Raw genomic sequence first — 16,275 nt, forward strand, 5'->3', positions numbered from 1 at the left:
AACGGGCCGGTAGCTCAATGGTTAGAGCTCGCTGCTCATAACAGCGCCGGTGCCGGTTCGAGTCCGGCCCGGCCCACCATTCCGTTTCAGATCAATGCCTTAGCCAGAGGATCGTGCCGGTGGGACATTCTGGTGGGGCATTTCTGTGTTCAATCCGGCCTATTTGCAGCGTTCCAAAAGCGGCATCTTTTACCTGCGTTGACCGATTCCCTGGCGGCTTCAGACCGGAATCAACCTCGCGACATGGTGCTCCGCCGGCCGTTCGCTCTCGGCGAGGCCTGCTGCGACGCCGGCGCGGTCGGTCGGGCTGCGGTTCTGGCTGAGCTTGCGCTTGCCTTCGAGCGTCGCGATCGGCATGCGCAGGCCGACGATGCCGCGCAACTGGGCTTGGATGAACTCCGGCGGCGCGTCCGAGACCGCCCAGGGCGCGGCGCGCTCGCCCTCATGCAGGTTGGTGAGGCGGGTGACGACATCCAGCAGCCGGGCGGGATCGTCGAAGAACTCGACCGGACCGGAGGCATGGACTGTCACGTAGTTCCAGGTCGGCACGACCTTGCCGGTCTCCTGCTTCAGCGCGTACCAGCTTGGCGTCACATAGGCGTCCGGGCCCGCGAAGAGGGCGAGGCCATTGCCCACGGCAGGCGCGCGCCATTGCGGGTTCGCCCTGGCGAGATGACCGTAGAGCACGCCATGCTCGCCCTCGTTCTCGTCGATAAACAGCGGCAGCGGCGTCGCCAGCGGCCCCTCGGCTGTGGCGGTGATGAAGGTCGCGAGCCGCGCGGCGCGGATCGTCGCCAGCAGGCTCGTCCTGTCCTCGTCGCGAAAGGCCGGTGGCGTGTACATGGGGAACTCCTTGTGTCGCCGCCGTCATGCCTGCAATCTGGACTGATCGGAATATCCAGTTCCAAGGGTTTTGAGTGGTCCAGTTGGAGGGGCAGGGCGTCGCCCGCCGGATCATCGCTGCGATCAAGCAGCGGATCCATGACGGGGAATATCGGCCAGGCGATCGCCTGCCGTCGAGCCGGGCGCTCGCCATCGAGTGGGGCGTGTCGCGGACGACGGTCACGGCGGCCTATGGGCAGTTGATCGCCGAAGGCTATTTGCTCAACCGCCCCGGTGCGCGGGTCGTCGTGGCGCGCGGGCTTGCGGCGGCGCCAGCACCCAAGGCTCTTGCGCCTGCAAGTGCGCGGGCTTTGTCCGGTTTCGCTGAGCGCCTGCTTGCCTTGCCCGCGCCAGCCCGGTTTCACACCTATCGCGTCGCCGATCTGCGCTATGGCGACCTGAGCGGCGCGGATTTTCCGATGCTGGCCTGGCGTCGTGCGCTCAATCGGGCGAGCCTGCGCCGGGCCGAGCGTCTGCGTTACAGCGATCCGCAGGGTTCGGCTCCGCTTCGTGAGGCTTTGCAGAGCTATCTGTGGCGGTCACGCGGGATCAGTTGCGCGCCGGAGCAGATCATCGTCGTCAACGGTTCGCAGCAGGGGCTCGATCTCAGCGCCCGACTGCAGCTCGATCCCGGCGACAGTTTCATCATGGAAGACCCCGGCTATGTGCTGGCGCGGCATGCCTTCGCCGCTTCGGGCGGAGTGGCTGTGCCTACTGCCGTCGATCGCGAGGGCATCCGGACGGAGGGCTTGCCGGCGGCGCGATTGGCCTATGTCACGCCATCGCATCAGTATCCGCTCGGCAGCGTGCTCTCGGCGGCACGGCGACGGGCGCTGCTGGACTGGGCGGCCGAAACCGGGGCCATGGTCGTCGAGGACGACTATGACGGCGAATATCGGCACAGCGTCGCACCGATTCCGCCCTTGCAGGCTTCCGCCCCCGACAGGGTCATCTATCTCGGCACGGTCTCGAAGACGCTCTCGCCGACATTACGGCTCGGCTATCTCGTCGTGCCGCCCGATCTCAGCCCTATCTTCGCAGAGGCCAAACGCCTGACCGACCGGCATACGCCCTTGCTGGAGCAGGAAGCGCTGGCGGAGTTCCTCTCAAGCGGCGGCTACGAGCGCCATATCCGGAGCATTCGTCGGCGGAATGCCGAGCGCCGGGCCGCGCTTTTGCAGGCTCTCGCCGAGGAATGCGGGGCGCGCCTGACGGTGGCCGGTGCGGATACCGGCCTGCATGTCGTCGCCTGGCTCAACGGCGTCCCGGCGGAGCGTGAGGCGGCTGTCGTCGAAGCCGCGCGCGAAGCCGGGATCGGCCTTTATCCGATCGGGCCGCTCTACGCGTCCGGGGCTGAGCGCCCGGCCGAGGCGGGTTTCGTCATCGGCTATGCGGCGCATGATGTCGACGTGATCCGGCGCGGCGTTGCCGGGCTGGCCAAGGTGTTTGCGGCGGTTGCCTGACGATCAGCCGCGCAGGCCGCCGAGCATCAGGTCGCAATAATCCTGTGCGAAGGCTGCGGCGCGGCGGCCCTTGCCCGGCTTGAACCACCGCACCATCCAGTTGAGCATCGAGAGCACGGCGCGGCTGGTGACGTCGATATCGATCGGTCGGAAGGCGCCCTTGGCGATGCCGTCGGCGATAATGTGCCTCAGGGCCTGCTCGTGCTCGTCGCGCAGCTTCTGTGCCTCCGCGATCATCACGACATTCTCCATGCCGCCATAGCCCACGAGCATGGTGAGGAAGCCATCGTAGTGATCCTCGAAGAAATCGGCGTGGGCGATCATGAAGCGGGCCAGCGCCTCTTCCGGCCCGGAGGTCTGGGCTGTCGCCTGCGAGACGTGACGGCGCAGCCCCTCCAGCGTGCGCACGATGATCGCCTCGTAGATCTCCTGCTTGTTGGGGAAGTAGTGGTAGATCGCCGCCTTGGTGACGCCGACGGACGCTGCGAGTTCGCCGAGCGATGTTCCGTCATAGCCGTCCCTAGCGAAGAGCCGGGCGGCGTCGTCGAGGATGCGGTCGCGTGCGTTCTCGATGGTCGGCGGACGACCCTGACGCTTGGGTTTCGTTGCTGGAGGGGTGGGCGCTACCACGGCTCGTCAGCCGATCGCGCCGGCCGCGCGCAGGCGTGCGATCTGCTCGGGGTCGAGCTGGAGATGTTCAGCTAGAACCGCGTCGGTGTGATCTCCGACCGAAGGCGGCATCCAGCCGCGCGTGTCATCGCCCGCGCCGGGTTGCTCGATTTTCCAGATTTCCGCGCCGAGATCGCCCAGCGTCATGGTTGCCCAGGGGCCGGCGAGAACGCGGGTGAGATCGAGGACCTTGATGCCTTCCAGTGCCGCGCCCATCGCTTGCCGTCTCGCGTTCTCGATATTTACTTACCGGCTGGAAGGTATTTAACTGCTCCGCCTTGTCAAGGAAGCCCGAGGCGCCGGGCGAGAGCAAGCGAGGGAGATGGCGATGGCCTTGGACAGCGAGACGATGCAGGGGCTGTTGGAGAGCGTCGCGCGTTTCGTGCGCGAGCGCCTGCGGCCCCTCGAGCATCAGGTCGCGCAGGAGGATCGCATCCCTGCGGAGATCCGCCGGGAGATCGCGGAGATGGGGCTGTTCGGCCTGTCGATCCCCGAGGAATATGGCGGGCTCGGCCTGACAATGGAGGAGGAGGTCCGCGTTGCTTTCGAGCTGGGCCGGACCTCGCCGGCCTTCCGCTCGCTGATCGGGACCAATAACGGCATTGGCTCGCAGGGGCTGATCATGGACGGCACGGAAGAGCAGAAGCGACGCTACCTGCCGCGACTGGCCTCGGGCGAACTGATCAGTTCCTTCGCGCTGACCGAGCCGGAGGCGGGCTCGGATGCGGCCTCGCTCAAGACCTCGGCTCGACCGGTCGAGGGCGGCTATGTCCTGAACGGCACCAAGCGCTTCATCACCAATGCCCCGCATGCCGGGCTGTTCACGGTGTTCGCGCGGACCGATCCGTCGCAGCCCGGCGCCAAGGGCGTCTCGGCCTTCCTCGTCGAAGCGGGCACGCCGGGGCTCTCGCTCGGGCCGGTCGACAAGAAGATGGGTCAGAGCGGCTCACACACCTCTGATGTCATCTTCGAGGACTGCCGCGTTCCGGCCGATGCGCTGCTCGGCGGGCGCGAGGGGCAGGGTTTCCGCACGGCGATGAAGGTGCTCGATCGCGGGCGCCTCCATATCTCGGCGGTCTGCGTCGCGATGGCCGAGCGCGTCATCGATGACAGCCTGCGCTATGCGGTCGAGCGCAAGCAGTTCGGCCAGCCGATCGCCGAGTTCCAGCTCGTGCAGGCGATGCTGGCCGATAGCCGGACGGAAGCCTATGCGGCGCGCTGCATGGTGCTGGAGACGGCGCGTGCCAAGGATCGGGGCGAGGACGTCGCGACCGATGCCGCCTGCTGCAAGCTCTTCGCCAGCGAGATGGTCGGGCGTGTGGTCGACCGGGCCGTGCAGATTCATGGCGGGGCCGGCTACATCGCCGATCACGGCATCGAGCGCTTCTACCGGGATGCGCGCCTGTTCCGGATCTACGAGGGCACCTCGCAGATCCAGCAGATCGTCATCGCCCGCAACATGGTGAAGGCGCTGGGCTGAGCGGCAGCGTTCAGCTGGCGCTCTTGCTCTGCTGGCGGAGTGCCTTCAGCCGGTTGATGAGGTGGCGCGCGCCCATCAGGATATGCTGCTCCAGATGCTCCTTCGCGCGCTCGATCTCGCCCTGCCTGCACAGGTCGAGCAGGAGCTGGTGCTCGCGGTTCATCCGGTCGCGCCCGCCGGTCAGGCGGATCGGCAGCGGGAAATGGCGGTAGGCGTTGAGATAGAGCTTGCGGACGAGCTCCAGCGTCTGCGGCCGGTTCGCCGGGGCGTAGAGCGCGGCGTGGAAATTCCAGTTCTGGCTCGACCAGGCTTCGTCCTCGCGGTCAACAGCCATGCGCGCCAGCAATTCCTCCGCCTTGGCGTAATGCTGGGGACCGAGCAGCGGGATGGAGAGTTCGAGCAGCCAGGTCTCCAGCCGGGCGCGAATCTCGTAGGTCTCCTCGAGATCGTCGATCGACAGGCCCGAGACCACCGCGCCCTTATGTGATTCCTGGAGGACAAGCCCCTCGGCTTCGAGCTGGTGCAGGGCCTCGCGGATCGGCACCCGGCTGACGCCGAGCTCGGCCGCCAGCTTCTCCTGCCGCAATTGCAGGCCTTCGGGCAGCGCCCCGGAGAGAATCTGGTCGCGCAGCAGCGCCACGACGCGCGCGGTCGTCGTCTTGCGCTGAAGCGCGGTGGTCTTGGTCGAGAGGATCGGCGCGGTCATCGCTCGGGCATGCTTCGTCGAATGCGTTTGGCCCCAATCCTTGCCCCGAACGGCGCGCGCTTACAATCGATGGTGTCGTCATGTCGGCGTGGCGAAATTATTGTATCCAATTATTCTGAGGCCGTGCGCCGAAATTTTCCCGTCGTTCTGTAAAAGAGGGCCCCTTGCATACTCAATCGAGTCGTCTTATCCAAAAATTGGATTCAATATTCAATCTAGGTGGACAGCCTGCCCGTGATCGCGATCTGCAATAATGAGGGAGCCTGCGGAATCGCGGCGACAGGCGCGTCTCTGGCCCGCGGCGATCTGGCGCTGGACGCGATCGAGGCCGGTATCCGGCTGGTCGAGGCGAGCGAAGAGGTCAGGACCGTCGGGCGCGGCGGCTGGCCGAATCTGCTGGGAGAGGTCGAGCTCGACGCTTCGGTAATGGATGGTACGACGCTGCGCACCGGTTCGGTCGGCTCCCTGACTGGCTATCTCCATCCGGTCAGCATCGCCCGGCAGGTGCTCGAACGATTGCCGCATGAACTGCTGGTCGGGGAGGGTGCACGCCGCTTCGCCGCCGAGATCGGCGCCGAGGCCGGCGAATTGCTGATGCCGCATGCGCGGTCGGCGTGGCAGCGCTGGTTGGAGACGGAAGTCAGCGCGGCCGAGCAGGCGCGTTGGCCGGACGTGCCGATGGCGGAGCTGTGCCAGCAGGCGATCGACCCGGAGACCGGGCGCGATACCACGGTCTTCCTGGCGCAGGATGTCGAGGGTCATATCGGTGCGGGCACGAGCACTTCGGGCTGGGGTTGGAAATATCCCGGCCGCCTCGGCGACAGCCCGATCATCGGCGCGGGCTCCTATGCGGATAGCCGCTACGGCGCCTGCGCCTGCACCGGCGTCGGCGAGATGAGCATCCGCGCCGGCACGTCGCGCGCCGTCGTCCTCTACATGAAGATGGGCATGAGCGTCGAAGAGGCCGTGCACGAGGCGGTCGAGGACATGCGCGCCCTCAAGGGCGGGCTGATCGGCCGCGTGACCATCCATGCGATCGACCGGCAAGGCGGCCACAAGGTCGTCGCCGTCAACGGCCTGCCTGAGAACCATTACTGGCTCTGGCGTGCGGGCGATGCCGCCCCGTCGAGCCACCCTTGCGAGATCATCGCGATCAGCGATGTCCCCGCCCCAAAGCCGACGGCGCATCGCCGCTACGAGCAGATGGGGCTCTGAGCCCGCCCTCCCGCCAGCAACAGGACAGACCATGACAGCGTCACGCCATCGCCTTTTAGCAGCATTCGCCGGCCTGCTGCTGGCCGGGACCGCCGCGCAGGCTCAAACCACGCTCGAACGCCTCAAGCAGCGCGGGCAGTTGATCTGCGGCACCAGCACCGGCATCGCCGGCTTCAGCATGGCGGACGGGCAGGGCAACTGGTCGGGGCTCGATGTCGATGTCTGCAGGGCGCTGGCGGCGGCGGTCTTCGACGATCCCGCGAAGGTCAAGTTCATCCCGCTGGCGAGCAAGGACCGGCTCACCGCATTGCAGAGCGGGGAGATCGACGTGCTGCCGCGCACCACGACCTGGACGCTGAGCCGCGACGCCGGGCAGGGCCTGAACTTCACCGCCGTGAACTATTATGACGGGCAGGGCTTTCAGGTCCGCGCCAAGAGCGGCGTCAAATCGGTCAAGGAGTTGAACGGCGCCTCGATCTGCACGGTGCAGGGCACGACCAACGAGCTGAACCTTTCCGACTATTTCCGCGTCAACAAGATGAAATACGAGGTCGTTGCCTTCCAGGGCATCGACGAGACGGTGAAAGCCTATGAGAGCGGGCGCTGCGACGCGATCTCGACCGATATGTCGCAGCTCGTCTCGTACCGCCTGAAGATGACCGACCCGGCCGAACATGTGCTGCTGCCCGAGGTGATCTCGAAGGAGCCGATCGGCCCTTATGTCCGCCAGGGCGACGACGAATGGTTCGACATCGTGCGCTGGGCGGTCTTCGCGCTGGTCAATGCCGAGGAGCTCGGCGTGACCAAGGCGAACCTCGCGGAGATGCTGAAATCGGAAAACCCCGAGATCCGGCGCCTGCTCGGCGTCGAGGGCAAATTCGGCGTGGGGCTCGGCCTGACGCCTGACTGGATCGCCCGCATCGTCAAGCATGTCGGCAATTATGCTGAATCCTACGAGCGCAATCTCGGCTCCGGCAGCCGGATCAACCTGCCGCGCGGCATCAACAATCTCTGGTCGAAGGGTGGCATCCAGTTCGCGCCGCCGGTCCGCTGAAGCGGCCTATCGATATAGACCGGAAGCATGTGACGGCCCCGCGAGGGGCCGTCGTCGTTTGAGGAGGTCTCAGCGCTTTTCGTCGAGCGCGTCGCGGACGCCGTCGCCGAGCAGGTTCACCGCCAGGATCAGCAGGCAGAGCCCGGCGCCCGGCAAGGCGATCAGCCAGGGGTCGAACAGGATGTGCTCGCGCCCTTCCGCGATCATCAGGCCCCAGGAGGGCGTCGGCGGCTGGGCGCCGAGGCCGAGGAAGGACAGCGCCGCTTCGAGCAGGATGACGTTGGCGATTTCCAGCGTCGCGACCACGATCAGCGTGTTGCGCAGGTTGGGCAGGATGCCGTGCAGCATGATGTAGAGATGCGAGGCGCCGAAGGACTGGGTCGCCTGCACGAATTCGCGACTGCGCAGGCTCTGCGCAGCGGCGCGCACGACCACCGCGAACCGGTCCCAGAGCAGGAGGCTGAGAACGATCGCGAGCGTCTTCAGCGAGGCGCCGCCGAGCGCCACCGCCGCGAGCGCGACCAGCACGATCGGGAGCGAGAGCCGCGTCGTCACGATGAAGCTGATCGCCATGTCGACACGTCCGCCGAAATAGCCGGCGGCGAGCCCGAGCATCGTGCCGATGAACCCGGCGCAGAGCGTGACGCCGAGGCCGATCAGGATTGAGACGCGTGCGCCGTAGAGCAGGCGGGCAAGGTAGTCGCGGCCGAGATGGTCGGTGCCGAGGAGATGCGCGGGGTCCGAGCCCGGATACCAGAAGGGCGGGATCATGCGCTTGCCGAGATCCTGCGCGATCGGATCATGGCTCGAGAGCCAGGGCGCGAAGATCGCGACGAAGACGATGACGGCGAGCAGGCCGCCGCCGATGCGGATGGCGCTGCTGGCGCTCAGGCCCTTGAAGAGCTTGCGCCGGCGGATGGCGGGGCTGTCGGCGATCGACATCAGGCGCTCCTCAGGCGGGGATCGAGCCAGGCATTGATCAGGTCGGCTGCCGTGGTCAGCGTGACGTAGATCAGCGAGAGGATCAGGATGATCGCCTGCACGACGGGCAGGTCGCTGCGCAGCAGCGATTCCCAGGCGAGGCGGCCGAGCCCGTTGATGGCGAAGACGCTCTCGATGACGATCGAGCCCGAAAGCATCAGGCCGAACTGGACGGCAGCGAGCGAGACCAGCGGCAGCACGGCGTTGCGCAAGGCATGGACCAGCAGCACGCGTGGCTGCGAGGCGCCCTTGGCGCGGGCGGTGCGGATGTAATCGGCGGTCAGCACGTCGATCATGCCGGCTCGCGTCAGGCGCATCAGGGCGGGCATGGCGTAATAGCTCAGCACCACAACGGGCAGGATATAGCCCTGCCAGCTTTCCGTGCCGGAGATCGGCACGAGCCCGTACCAGACGCCGAAGACGACGATCAGGATCAGGCCGAGCCAGAAGCTCGGGATCGCCTGGCCGAGGACGGCGAGCATCAGCGCGATCCGGTCGATCGTGCCGCCCGGCTTGAGCGAGGCGAGGATGCCGAGCGGGACCGCGACCACGAGCGCCAGCAGGAAGGCAGCCGAGCCAAGCACGAGCGTGACCGAGAGCCGCTCGGCGATGATCGGCGCGACCGGCAGGTTGAAATAGAGGCTGGTGCCGAAATTGCCGGCGAAGGCATTGCCGATCCAGCTCAGGAATTGCAGTGGGATCGGCCGGTCGAGGCCATAGGCCTGCCGGATCAGCTCGACATCCTGCGCCCGGCCGGCCTGGCCGGCGAGGACGACGGCGGGGTCGCCGGAGACGAACATCAATCCGAAGGCGACGGCCGAAACGGCGAGCGCCACGAGGGCGGCGACGATCAGGCGGCGCGCGAGAAAGGGCAGCATGACGGCTCCGGGAATAGCGGGTCGGCCTGCCTGGCAGGGATGGCGCCGCTACCAGCCATGGACTGGAAGCGGCGCGGCGACAGGTGAGGAGCTGTTACTTCCAGCTCGACAGCCACCAGCGGGCGAACTCGTCCGGATGGGGCTTGAAGGTGAGCTGCTGCGACAGGCCGTAATTGATGTTGAAGTCGTACATCGGCAGCCAGTAGGCCTGATCGGCGATCTTCTTCAGCGCCTTGGCGTAGTTCGCCTCGCGCAGCGCCCGGTCCTGGGAGGTGTCGGCCGCGTTGACCAGCTCCATGACTTCCTTGTCCTGGACGAGGTCGTCGGCGCCGCCGCCGAAGAAGTTGGAGATGATGAAGGCGACGTCGCCGGTGCCGTAGCTGCCCCAGTTGGTGAAGAAGGCCGGCAGTTCGCCCGCGCGCCACTTCTGCACGCCGGCCGCGTATTGCTGCTCATTCAGCGTGGTGCGGATGCCGACCTTGCCGAGATCGCTGGCGATCGCCTCGGCGACAGGGCGCGGCATGGCGGCGAAGACCATCTCGATGTCGACTCCGTTAGCGAAGCCGGCTTCTGCCAGCAGCGCCTTCGCCTTGGCCGGGTCATAGGCGTATTTCGTCACGTCCTGCGCGCAGCCGAATTGCTTGGGGTTGCAGGCGGCGTTGAGGACCTGCGAGGCACCGCCGGCGAAGGCCTTGACGATGGCCTCGCGGTTGACGGCGTGATTGATCGCCTGGCGGACCTTCAGGTTCTTGGTCGGGTAGTCCTTGCCCTCGCCGGTCACGGTCATGCCGACATAGGAGATGCGCATGATCGGGCCGTTGACGATCTGCACGCGGCTGGCGAGGCGGGCGGCCTGATCCGGCGGGATACGCCAGGTCCAGTCGAGCTTGCCGGCCATCAGTTCGGCGAACTGGGTGTTGAGCTCGGGAATGGTGCGCACGACGATCTTGCCGATCGCGGGCTTGCCCTTCGGGCTGCCGGCATAGTGGCCGTCGAAGCGCTCGAAGGCGTAGCGGATGCCGGGTGTCATCTCGACGAGCTTGTAGGGGCCGGTGCCGACGGGCTTGGCGGCCATGCCGGCGGAGCCGACTTCCTTGAAATAGGCGGCCGGGTAGATCGGTAGCGCATCGGCCAGCATCTCGACCGCGCCGGCGAAAGGCTTGGCCATCTTGATGCGGACCTGGAAATCCGAGACCTTCTCGACCTTGTCGATCCAGTCGACGGCGATGCGGAAGCGCGTGCCATAGGCGGGGTCGAGCACGGTCGTCAGGGTGTAGACCACGTCGTCGGCGGTGAACTTGGCGCCGTTATGGAAGGTCACGCCCTCGCGCAGGTCGAACTCCATCGTCGTGGGATCGACGAAGCGCCAGGCCTTGGCGAGCGCGGGCTTGATCTCGCCGGTGTCGAGATCCTTGTAGAGCAGGCCGTCATAGATGTGCCGGGCCAGGATCAGGCCCTCGCGGCCGGCGATCTTGTAGGTGTCGAGCGCTTCCGGCTCGAGTGCGAAGGCGGCGTTGAGCGTATCGTCGGCCTTGCCGGCCATGGCCGGCGCCGGCGCCAGCGCGAAGGAGGCGGCCAGCAGTGCGCCGGCCAGCGCGGTCGTTCCCAAAATCTTCATCGGTTTGTTCCCCTGTGTTTTCTGGATGATCCATCCGGCCGGAGCGCGCCTCTATGGGCGATTCTGCAGCCGGAGCCTACGAGGCCTGAAATTTTTCCCAGAGCTTCCGCGCGCCGTTGATCTCGTCGATGCGCTCGCCCTTGCGGACCCGTTCGATAACGCTGGGCTCGGCGGCCTGCATGGCGGCGCAGGTCCTGGCGAGGGCGTCGGCCTCGGCGGGATCGATGACGCAGACGCCGTTCTCGTCGGCTAGGACCAAGTCGCCGGGGCGTATCGTAACACTGCCGCACTGGACGGTCTCGCCGATCGAGCCGCCCTTGCCGAGCAGCTTGGTCGTCAGGGGCGAGCGGCCACGGCACCAGACCGGCAGGCCCGAGGCCCGGATCGCTGCGACATCGGTGATGAAGCCGTCGATGACGACGCCGACGATGCCGGCGGCCTGTGCGGCGGCGGTCATTACTGCGCCCCAGCAGGCCTGGCGGTCGTCGCCCTGGCGGTCGATGACGAGGATGTCGCCGGGCTTCGCCTGCGTCAGCGCGCAGGAGAGCACCGCGCCGTCATCCGGCGGAACGCTGACCGTGAGGGCCGGTCCGCAGACGCGCGGGCCCTCGATGACGCACTGGATCGCCGGGACCATGAAACCCTCGGTCAGGATATGGCCGAGCGTCGCGGTCTCGATCTCGCGAAACAGCGCGGCGCGCTGTGCGATCGAGGCTTCCGCCGATGATCCGGTCGCTGTCATGGTCGCCCTTGCGCTGGAGGATGTCGCGTTCTGCCGAACCTACGGAAGCACCGAAACCGGGTCCAATAGACAGTTCCTATGCTAAGCATAGGCTTGCCACGGCAGCGGGTTTGCATAAGGGGCATGGACCACCAAGGGAAGAGAGATACGCGCTTGAGCGGAACGAAGCCGAAGCTGCACCATCTCAACTGGAATCTGCTGCATACCTTCCTCGTCATCGTCGAGGAACGCAGCATCACGCGCGCGGCCGACCGTCTGCTCGTGCGCCAGCCGACGGTCAGCGCGGCCCTGCAGCGGCTGGAGGAGACGCTGGGCGGCCAGCTCATCCAGCGCGACAGCCGCCGCTTCGTCCTGACCAAGCGCGGCGAATTGCTCTACAAGGAATGCGTCGACATCTACCGCAGCGTGGCGCGCATCGGCGACCGGCTGTCGGAAGATCACGACGACCTGACCGGGCTGGTGCGCCTGCTCGTCGTGACCCATGTCGTGCTGCCGCCGCTCGACCGGACGCTGACGCTGCTCAACCGCAAGCATCCCGGCGTCAGCGTACGGATCGACGTCGCCAACAGCCAGGACATCGTCCGCGCGGTCTCGCAGAAGCTCAGTCCCTTCGGCTTCTGCCTGCTCGCCAAGCCACTCGCCGGGCTCGACTGCCGGCCGCTGCTGCGCGAGGAATTCGGCATCCTGTGCGGGCGCGGCCACCCGCTCTTCGGGCTCTCGGATGTGCCATTGGCAGAACTGCGCGACGAGCCCTTCGTCGCGCTCGCCTGCGGGCAGGACGGGGCGCTGGAGCCGATGGTCTCGGTCAGGGAAGGGGCGGGGCTCGGCAGCCGGGTCGTCGGCTCCAGCCCCAATCTCGAGGAGGTTACCCGGATGATCGCCGCAGGCCTCGGCATCGGCATCCTGCCGCTGGCCTCCGTGGCCGAGGCGCTGGAGAACCGCAGCCTGTGGAACCTGGCACGGCCCGAGGACCTGCTCGGCGCCGATCTCTATTTCATCTCCAACCCGGCCATGCAGCTCAGCGCCGCGGAAGAGGCCTTCCTGCGGCTGTTCGAGAAGCGGCTCAGCACGGCGGAGGAGGAGCCGGCGGCCGAGGCCGCCGCGATTCTGATTAGCGATCCGCCCGTGCCATGACGGTGTGAAGCAGCACGTTGAGACCGGGTTCGAGGTCGTCCTTCGTGCAGAGCTCGGCATTGTTATGGGTGATGCCGCCCTTGCAGGGCGCGAAGATCATCGTCGTCGGAGCATGGCGGGCGACGAAATAGGCGTCGTGTCCGGCCTGGCTCAGGATGTCCTGCGTGCGATAGCCCAATGCCAGCGAGGTCTGGCGGACGCTGTCGATCAGCTCCTGCGCGAAGATCTTGCCACCCCATTTCCAGACGTCGAGGATCTCGGCGGTGCAGCCCGCGCGGGCGGCGGATTCGCCGACGGCGCGGCGGACGCGCTCGGCCATGACCTCGGAGGTTTCCGGATCGGGATGGCGGACGTCGCAGACGGCCTGTGCCCAGTCGGAGAGGATGCCCGGCTTGTTCGGCCAGGCGGCGAGGCGCGCGGCCGTCGCCTTGCCGCCGCCGGCGGCGTAGGTCCAGCCGATCTCGTCAGTCTCGACCAGCAGGCGGGCGCCGGCCAGCAGGGCGTTGCGGCGGCGCTCCATCGGCCAGGGGCCGGTATGGGCGGTCTCGCCCTTGAACTCGACGAGCATGCCGGTGCTCGGGAAGCCGCCTGTGACGACGCCGACCTGCATGCCGTCGCGGTCGAGGTAGTAGCCCTGCTCGATATGGAACTCGAAGTATGCGTCGAAGGCGTGCGGTGCCGCTTCCATCTCGCCGCGATAGCCGATCCGCTCCAGCTCCTGGCCGATCGTGCGGCCGTCCTCGTCGGTGCGCCCTTGCGCGAAGTCGAGCGTATAGGCGCCGACGAAGCAGCCGGAGCCGACCATCGGCGGCGAGAAGCGCGCGCCTTCCTCGTTGGTCCAGTTGACGATCTCGATCGGCCGGCGCGTGCGGTGGCCTAGCGCGTCGAGCGTGCGGCAGACTTCGAGCCCGCCGAGCACGCCGGCGATGCCGTCGAAGCGGCCGCCATTGATCTGCGTATCGAGATGGCTGCCCATCACCACCGGCGGCAGGCTGTCATCGGTGCCGGCGCGGCGGGCGAAGATGTTGCCGATGCCGTCGACACGCACATCGAGCCCGGCCTCGCGGCACCAGCCGACGAAGACGTCACGAACCTGCTTGTCGGCATCGGACAAGGCGAGGCGCGAGAGGCCGCCCGGCCGGCCGGGACCGATCTCGGCCGAGCGCTCGATCGTGGTCCAGAAGCGCTCGATGTCGATACGGGCCGTGTCGAGGCTGGGCATGACGGGTCTCCTCTCCGCCGGGCGGGGCGGGAGCTGCTGCGGGGCGATGCGTTCGCTCAGCCATGGCGAGCGAACCAACCAGCTCAGGATTTCAGGCCGGGGGCGGCGCAGGCAAATAGATATTGCCTATGCTTGCCATCGGTGCGGCCTCCGCGCCGTCCCGGCGCCGCTCACCGATCGGGAGGCAGCTCCGCATAGACCAGTCGGTTGCGGCCTTCGTTCTTGGCGCGGAACAGGGCGAGGTCGGCGGCATTGACCAGCCTCGCGGGATCGCCGTCGGCATCCGGCCAGGCGGTCGCCACGCCAGCGCTGATCGTCACCCGGTCGTTTCCATGCGCGATGTTCAGATCGCGCACGCCCTGCACCAGCCGCTCGGCGACATGGACCGCCCCTTCCTGTGGCACGCCGGTCAGGATGACCACGAACTCTTCGCCACCGAAGCGTGCGGCAAGGTCGGTCGAGCGGGTGGAGCCTTCCTGGATCACGCGTGCGACCTGTTTCAGCACGTCGTCGCCGGCGAGATGGCCATAGGCGTCGTTGTAGCGCTTGAAATGGTCGACATCGATCATCAGCACGGAGAGCGGGCTCTGGGTGCGCTGGCAGCGCTTCCACTCGGCGGTGAGGTACTCGTCGAAATAGCGCCGGTTGCCGAGACCGGTCAGGCCGTCGATCCGGGTCAGGCGCTCGAGCTCGAGATTGGCCCGCATCAATTCGCGCTGGCTCTCGCGCAGCGCACGGTAGGCCTCGTCGCGCTGGAGGTGATCGAGATAGGCGCGGGTGTGGTAGCGCACGCGAGCGATCAATTCGATCTTGTCGGGCAGCTTGACGAGATAGTCGTTGGCGCCGGCCTGGAACGCCTCGCTCTTCGTCGCCGGGTCTTCCTTGGTGGAGAGCACGATGACCGGCACGGCATGCAGGGCCGGATGCTTGCGGTACTGCCGGACAAGATCCAGCCCGTCGACGCCGGGCATGACGAGATCCTGGAGGATGACTGTCGGCTTGACGCGCTGGGCGATCGCGATCGCCTCCAGCGGGTCGGTGCAGTAGTGGAAATCGAGATCGCCATGATGGGCGAGCGCGCGGCGTACGGCTTCGCAGACCATGACCTGGTCATCGACCAGCAGCACCATGGACAGGTAGCTGTCGGCGGGGGGGCGGGACGTCAGGCGAGGGAGGTCTCGTTTCGGCTGTCATGGGCAACCTTCATCAGGACGACGGAGCGCACGCCTCGGCCAGGCGAGGGGCGATAGCGGCCAGCGGCAGAATCTCCGCAGCCGCGCCGATCGCGGCGGCAGCCTTGGGCATCCCGTAAACCGCGCTTGTGGCCTTGTCCTGCGCAATCGTCAAACACTGCCTGTCGCGCAGGAGCTTCAGTCCATGGGCGCCATCGCGGCCCATGCCCGTCAGCAGGACGCCGACAGTGTCGCCCTGCCAGCGTTCCGCGACGCTTTCGAAGAACACGTCCACCGACGGACGGTAGGGATAGTCGCGCGGTTCGGCCCGGTAGCCGAGTTCTCCGCCGGCCTTGAAAACCAGGTGATCGGCGCTCGCCGCGATCAGCACCGCGCCGCGCTTCGGTCTGTCGCCTTCACGGGCCGGCCGGACGGGCAGGCGGCAATGCTGGCTGAGCCAGCTTGCGAAGCCGGGCACGAACTGCTCGTCGAGATGCTGGACCAGGATGATCGCTGCCGGGAAATCGGGTGCCAGCCCGCCGAGCAGGGTCGCTACGGCGGCCGGGCCGCCGGCCGAGGCGCCGATGGCAACGAGCCGCTGAGAGGAGGAGACCGGCGCTGGCGGCCGGCGCGAGCCTGGATCGACCGTCGGCAGGCTGCGCGATAGTCGGCCGATCGTCGCGATGCGTGCGAGCAGGGCGGCCGTCTGCGCCGAGGTGTGGCCGTTGGCGCCGACGCTGGGAATGTCCACCGCATCGAGCGCGCCATGGCCCATCGCCTCGTAGACGCCGGAGACATTGGCGTCGACACTGGCAGTGACCAGCAGGATCGGACAGGGCGTCTCAGCCATGATCCGGCGCGTGGCCTCGACGCCGTCCATCTCCGGCATGGTGAGGTCCATCAGGATCAGGTCCGGCCGGTCGTGCCGGCAGGCCTCGACCGCCTCTCGGCCGTTCATGGCGATCCAGGCGATTTGATGCTCCGCCGTTGAAGCGATGACGCGTCGCAATAACTCGACCGCCATCGGCAGGTCGTTGACCAGACCGATTCTCATGAAAC

15 protein-coding genes, 1 tRNA gene and 1 pseudogene are annotated in these 16,275 nt (G+C 67.1%); 6 read left to right on the top strand and 11 right to left on the bottom strand.

The window, feature by feature from the left end; genetic code table 11:
• The first annotated feature begins 3 nt into the window (after positions 1-3).
• A tRNA-Ile gene (locus AC6RIC_RS09500) sits at positions 4-79 on the top strand.
• Positions 80-219: 140 nt separating this feature from the next.
• Here AC6RIC_RS09500 and AC6RIC_RS09505 read toward each other — a convergent pair.
• Complete coding sequence (locus AC6RIC_RS09505) at positions 220-843, bottom strand: FMN-binding negative transcriptional regulator (protein WP_499735986.1); 624 nt, start codon at positions 841-843, stop codon at positions 220-222.
• A 74-nt stretch (positions 844-917) separates the two neighbouring features.
• Between AC6RIC_RS09505 and pdxR the strand changes: the two genes are divergently transcribed.
• Positions 918-2,345, top strand: coding sequence for a MocR-like pyridoxine biosynthesis transcription factor PdxR (pdxR, locus tag AC6RIC_RS09510; RefSeq protein WP_499735987.1), 1,428 nt, complete (start codon positions 918-920; stop codon positions 2,343-2,345).
• Positions 2,346-2,348: 3 nt separating this feature from the next.
• On the opposite strand, the gene AC6RIC_RS09515 is transcribed toward pdxR, so the two are convergent.
• Together AC6RIC_RS09515 and AC6RIC_RS09520 are read right to left on the bottom strand one after the other, a co-directional pair.
• On the bottom strand, positions 2,349-2,975 hold the full coding sequence (locus AC6RIC_RS09515) for a TetR/AcrR family transcriptional regulator (protein WP_499735988.1): 627 nt from the start codon (positions 2,973-2,975) through the stop codon (positions 2,349-2,351).
• Between the two features lie 99 nt (positions 2,976-3,074).
• Positions 3,075-3,230: pseudogene (locus AC6RIC_RS09520) on the bottom strand (CoA transferase); the annotation flags it as partial.
• 112 nt (positions 3,231-3,342) lie between these two features.
• On the opposite strand from AC6RIC_RS09520, the gene AC6RIC_RS09525 reads away from it, so the two are divergent.
• Entirely contained in the window at positions 3,343-4,494 is a 1,152-nt protein-coding gene (locus AC6RIC_RS09525; protein ID WP_499735989.1) for an acyl-CoA dehydrogenase family protein, read from the top strand.
• Between the two features lie 10 nt (positions 4,495-4,504).
• On the opposite strand, the gene AC6RIC_RS09530 is transcribed toward AC6RIC_RS09525, so the two are convergent.
• Complete coding sequence (locus AC6RIC_RS09530; protein WP_499735990.1) at positions 4,505-5,200, bottom strand: GntR family transcriptional regulator; 696 nt, start codon at positions 5,198-5,200, stop codon at positions 4,505-4,507.
• A 234-nt stretch (positions 5,201-5,434) separates the two neighbouring features.
• Here AC6RIC_RS09530 and AC6RIC_RS09535 point away from each other — a divergent pair, with 234 nt between their 5' ends.
• Together AC6RIC_RS09535 and AC6RIC_RS09540 are read left to right on the top strand one after the other, a co-directional pair.
• A complete protein-coding gene (locus AC6RIC_RS09535) occupies positions 5,435-6,415 on the top strand; it encodes a glycosylasparaginase (RefSeq protein WP_499735991.1) in 981 nt (326 codons plus the stop codon).
• A 31-nt stretch (positions 6,416-6,446) separates the two neighbouring features.
• Positions 6,447-7,469, top strand: a complete 1,023-nt coding sequence (locus AC6RIC_RS09540; RefSeq protein ID WP_499735992.1) for an amino acid ABC transporter substrate-binding protein — start codon at positions 6,447-6,449, stop codon at positions 7,467-7,469.
• A 69-nt stretch (positions 7,470-7,538) separates the two neighbouring features.
• On the opposite strand, the gene AC6RIC_RS09545 is transcribed toward AC6RIC_RS09540, so the two are convergent.
• From AC6RIC_RS09545 to AC6RIC_RS09560, 4 genes are all read right to left on the bottom strand, one after another.
• The gene (locus AC6RIC_RS09545; protein ID WP_499735993.1) at positions 7,539-8,411 is read right to left on the bottom strand and encodes an ABC transporter permease; all 873 of its coding nucleotides are present in this window, start codon (positions 8,409-8,411) and stop codon (positions 7,539-7,541) included.
• Entirely contained in the window at positions 8,411-9,328 is a 918-nt protein-coding gene (locus AC6RIC_RS09550; protein WP_454656072.1) for an ABC transporter permease, read from the bottom strand. The genes AC6RIC_RS09545 and AC6RIC_RS09550 overlap by 1 nt, the downstream gene beginning before the upstream one ends.
• 94 nt (positions 9,329-9,422) lie before the next feature.
• Entirely contained in the window at positions 9,423-10,946 is a 1,524-nt protein-coding gene (locus tag AC6RIC_RS09555; protein WP_499735994.1) for an ABC transporter substrate-binding protein, read from the bottom strand.
• 76 nt (positions 10,947-11,022) lie between these two features.
• Positions 11,023-11,688: an RraA family protein gene (locus tag AC6RIC_RS09560; RefSeq protein ID WP_499735995.1), complete on the bottom strand. Its 666-nt coding sequence runs from the start codon at positions 11,686-11,688 to the stop codon at positions 11,023-11,025.
• 153 nt (positions 11,689-11,841) lie between these two features.
• On the opposite strand from AC6RIC_RS09560, the gene AC6RIC_RS09565 reads away from it, so the two are divergent.
• Complete coding sequence (locus AC6RIC_RS09565; protein WP_499735996.1) at positions 11,842-12,822, top strand: LysR family transcriptional regulator; 981 nt, start codon at positions 11,842-11,844, stop codon at positions 12,820-12,822.
• Here AC6RIC_RS09565 and AC6RIC_RS09570 read toward each other — a convergent pair.
• The 3 genes from AC6RIC_RS09570 to AC6RIC_RS09580 form a co-directional block, all read right to left on the bottom strand.
• Positions 12,800-14,044 carry a Zn-dependent hydrolase gene (locus tag AC6RIC_RS09570; protein WP_499735997.1) on the bottom strand — a complete coding sequence of 415 codons (1,245 nt, stop codon included), beginning with the start codon at positions 14,042-14,044 and terminating at the stop codon, positions 12,800-12,802. The genes AC6RIC_RS09565 and AC6RIC_RS09570 overlap by 23 nt on opposite strands.
• Positions 14,045-14,214: 170 nt before the next feature.
• The gene (locus AC6RIC_RS09575) at positions 14,215-15,174 is read right to left on the bottom strand and encodes a GGDEF domain-containing response regulator (protein WP_499735998.1); all 960 of its coding nucleotides are present in this window, start codon (positions 15,172-15,174) and stop codon (positions 14,215-14,217) included.
• 76 nt (positions 15,175-15,250) lie between these two features.
• On the bottom strand, positions 15,251-16,270 hold the full coding sequence (locus AC6RIC_RS09580) for a chemotaxis response regulator protein-glutamate methylesterase (protein WP_499735999.1): 1,020 nt from the start codon (positions 16,268-16,270) through the stop codon (positions 15,251-15,253).
• Between the last annotated feature and the right edge of the window lie 5 nt (positions 16,271-16,275).

The sequence above is a fragment of the Allobosea sp. TBD101 genome, assembly GCF_059817965.1.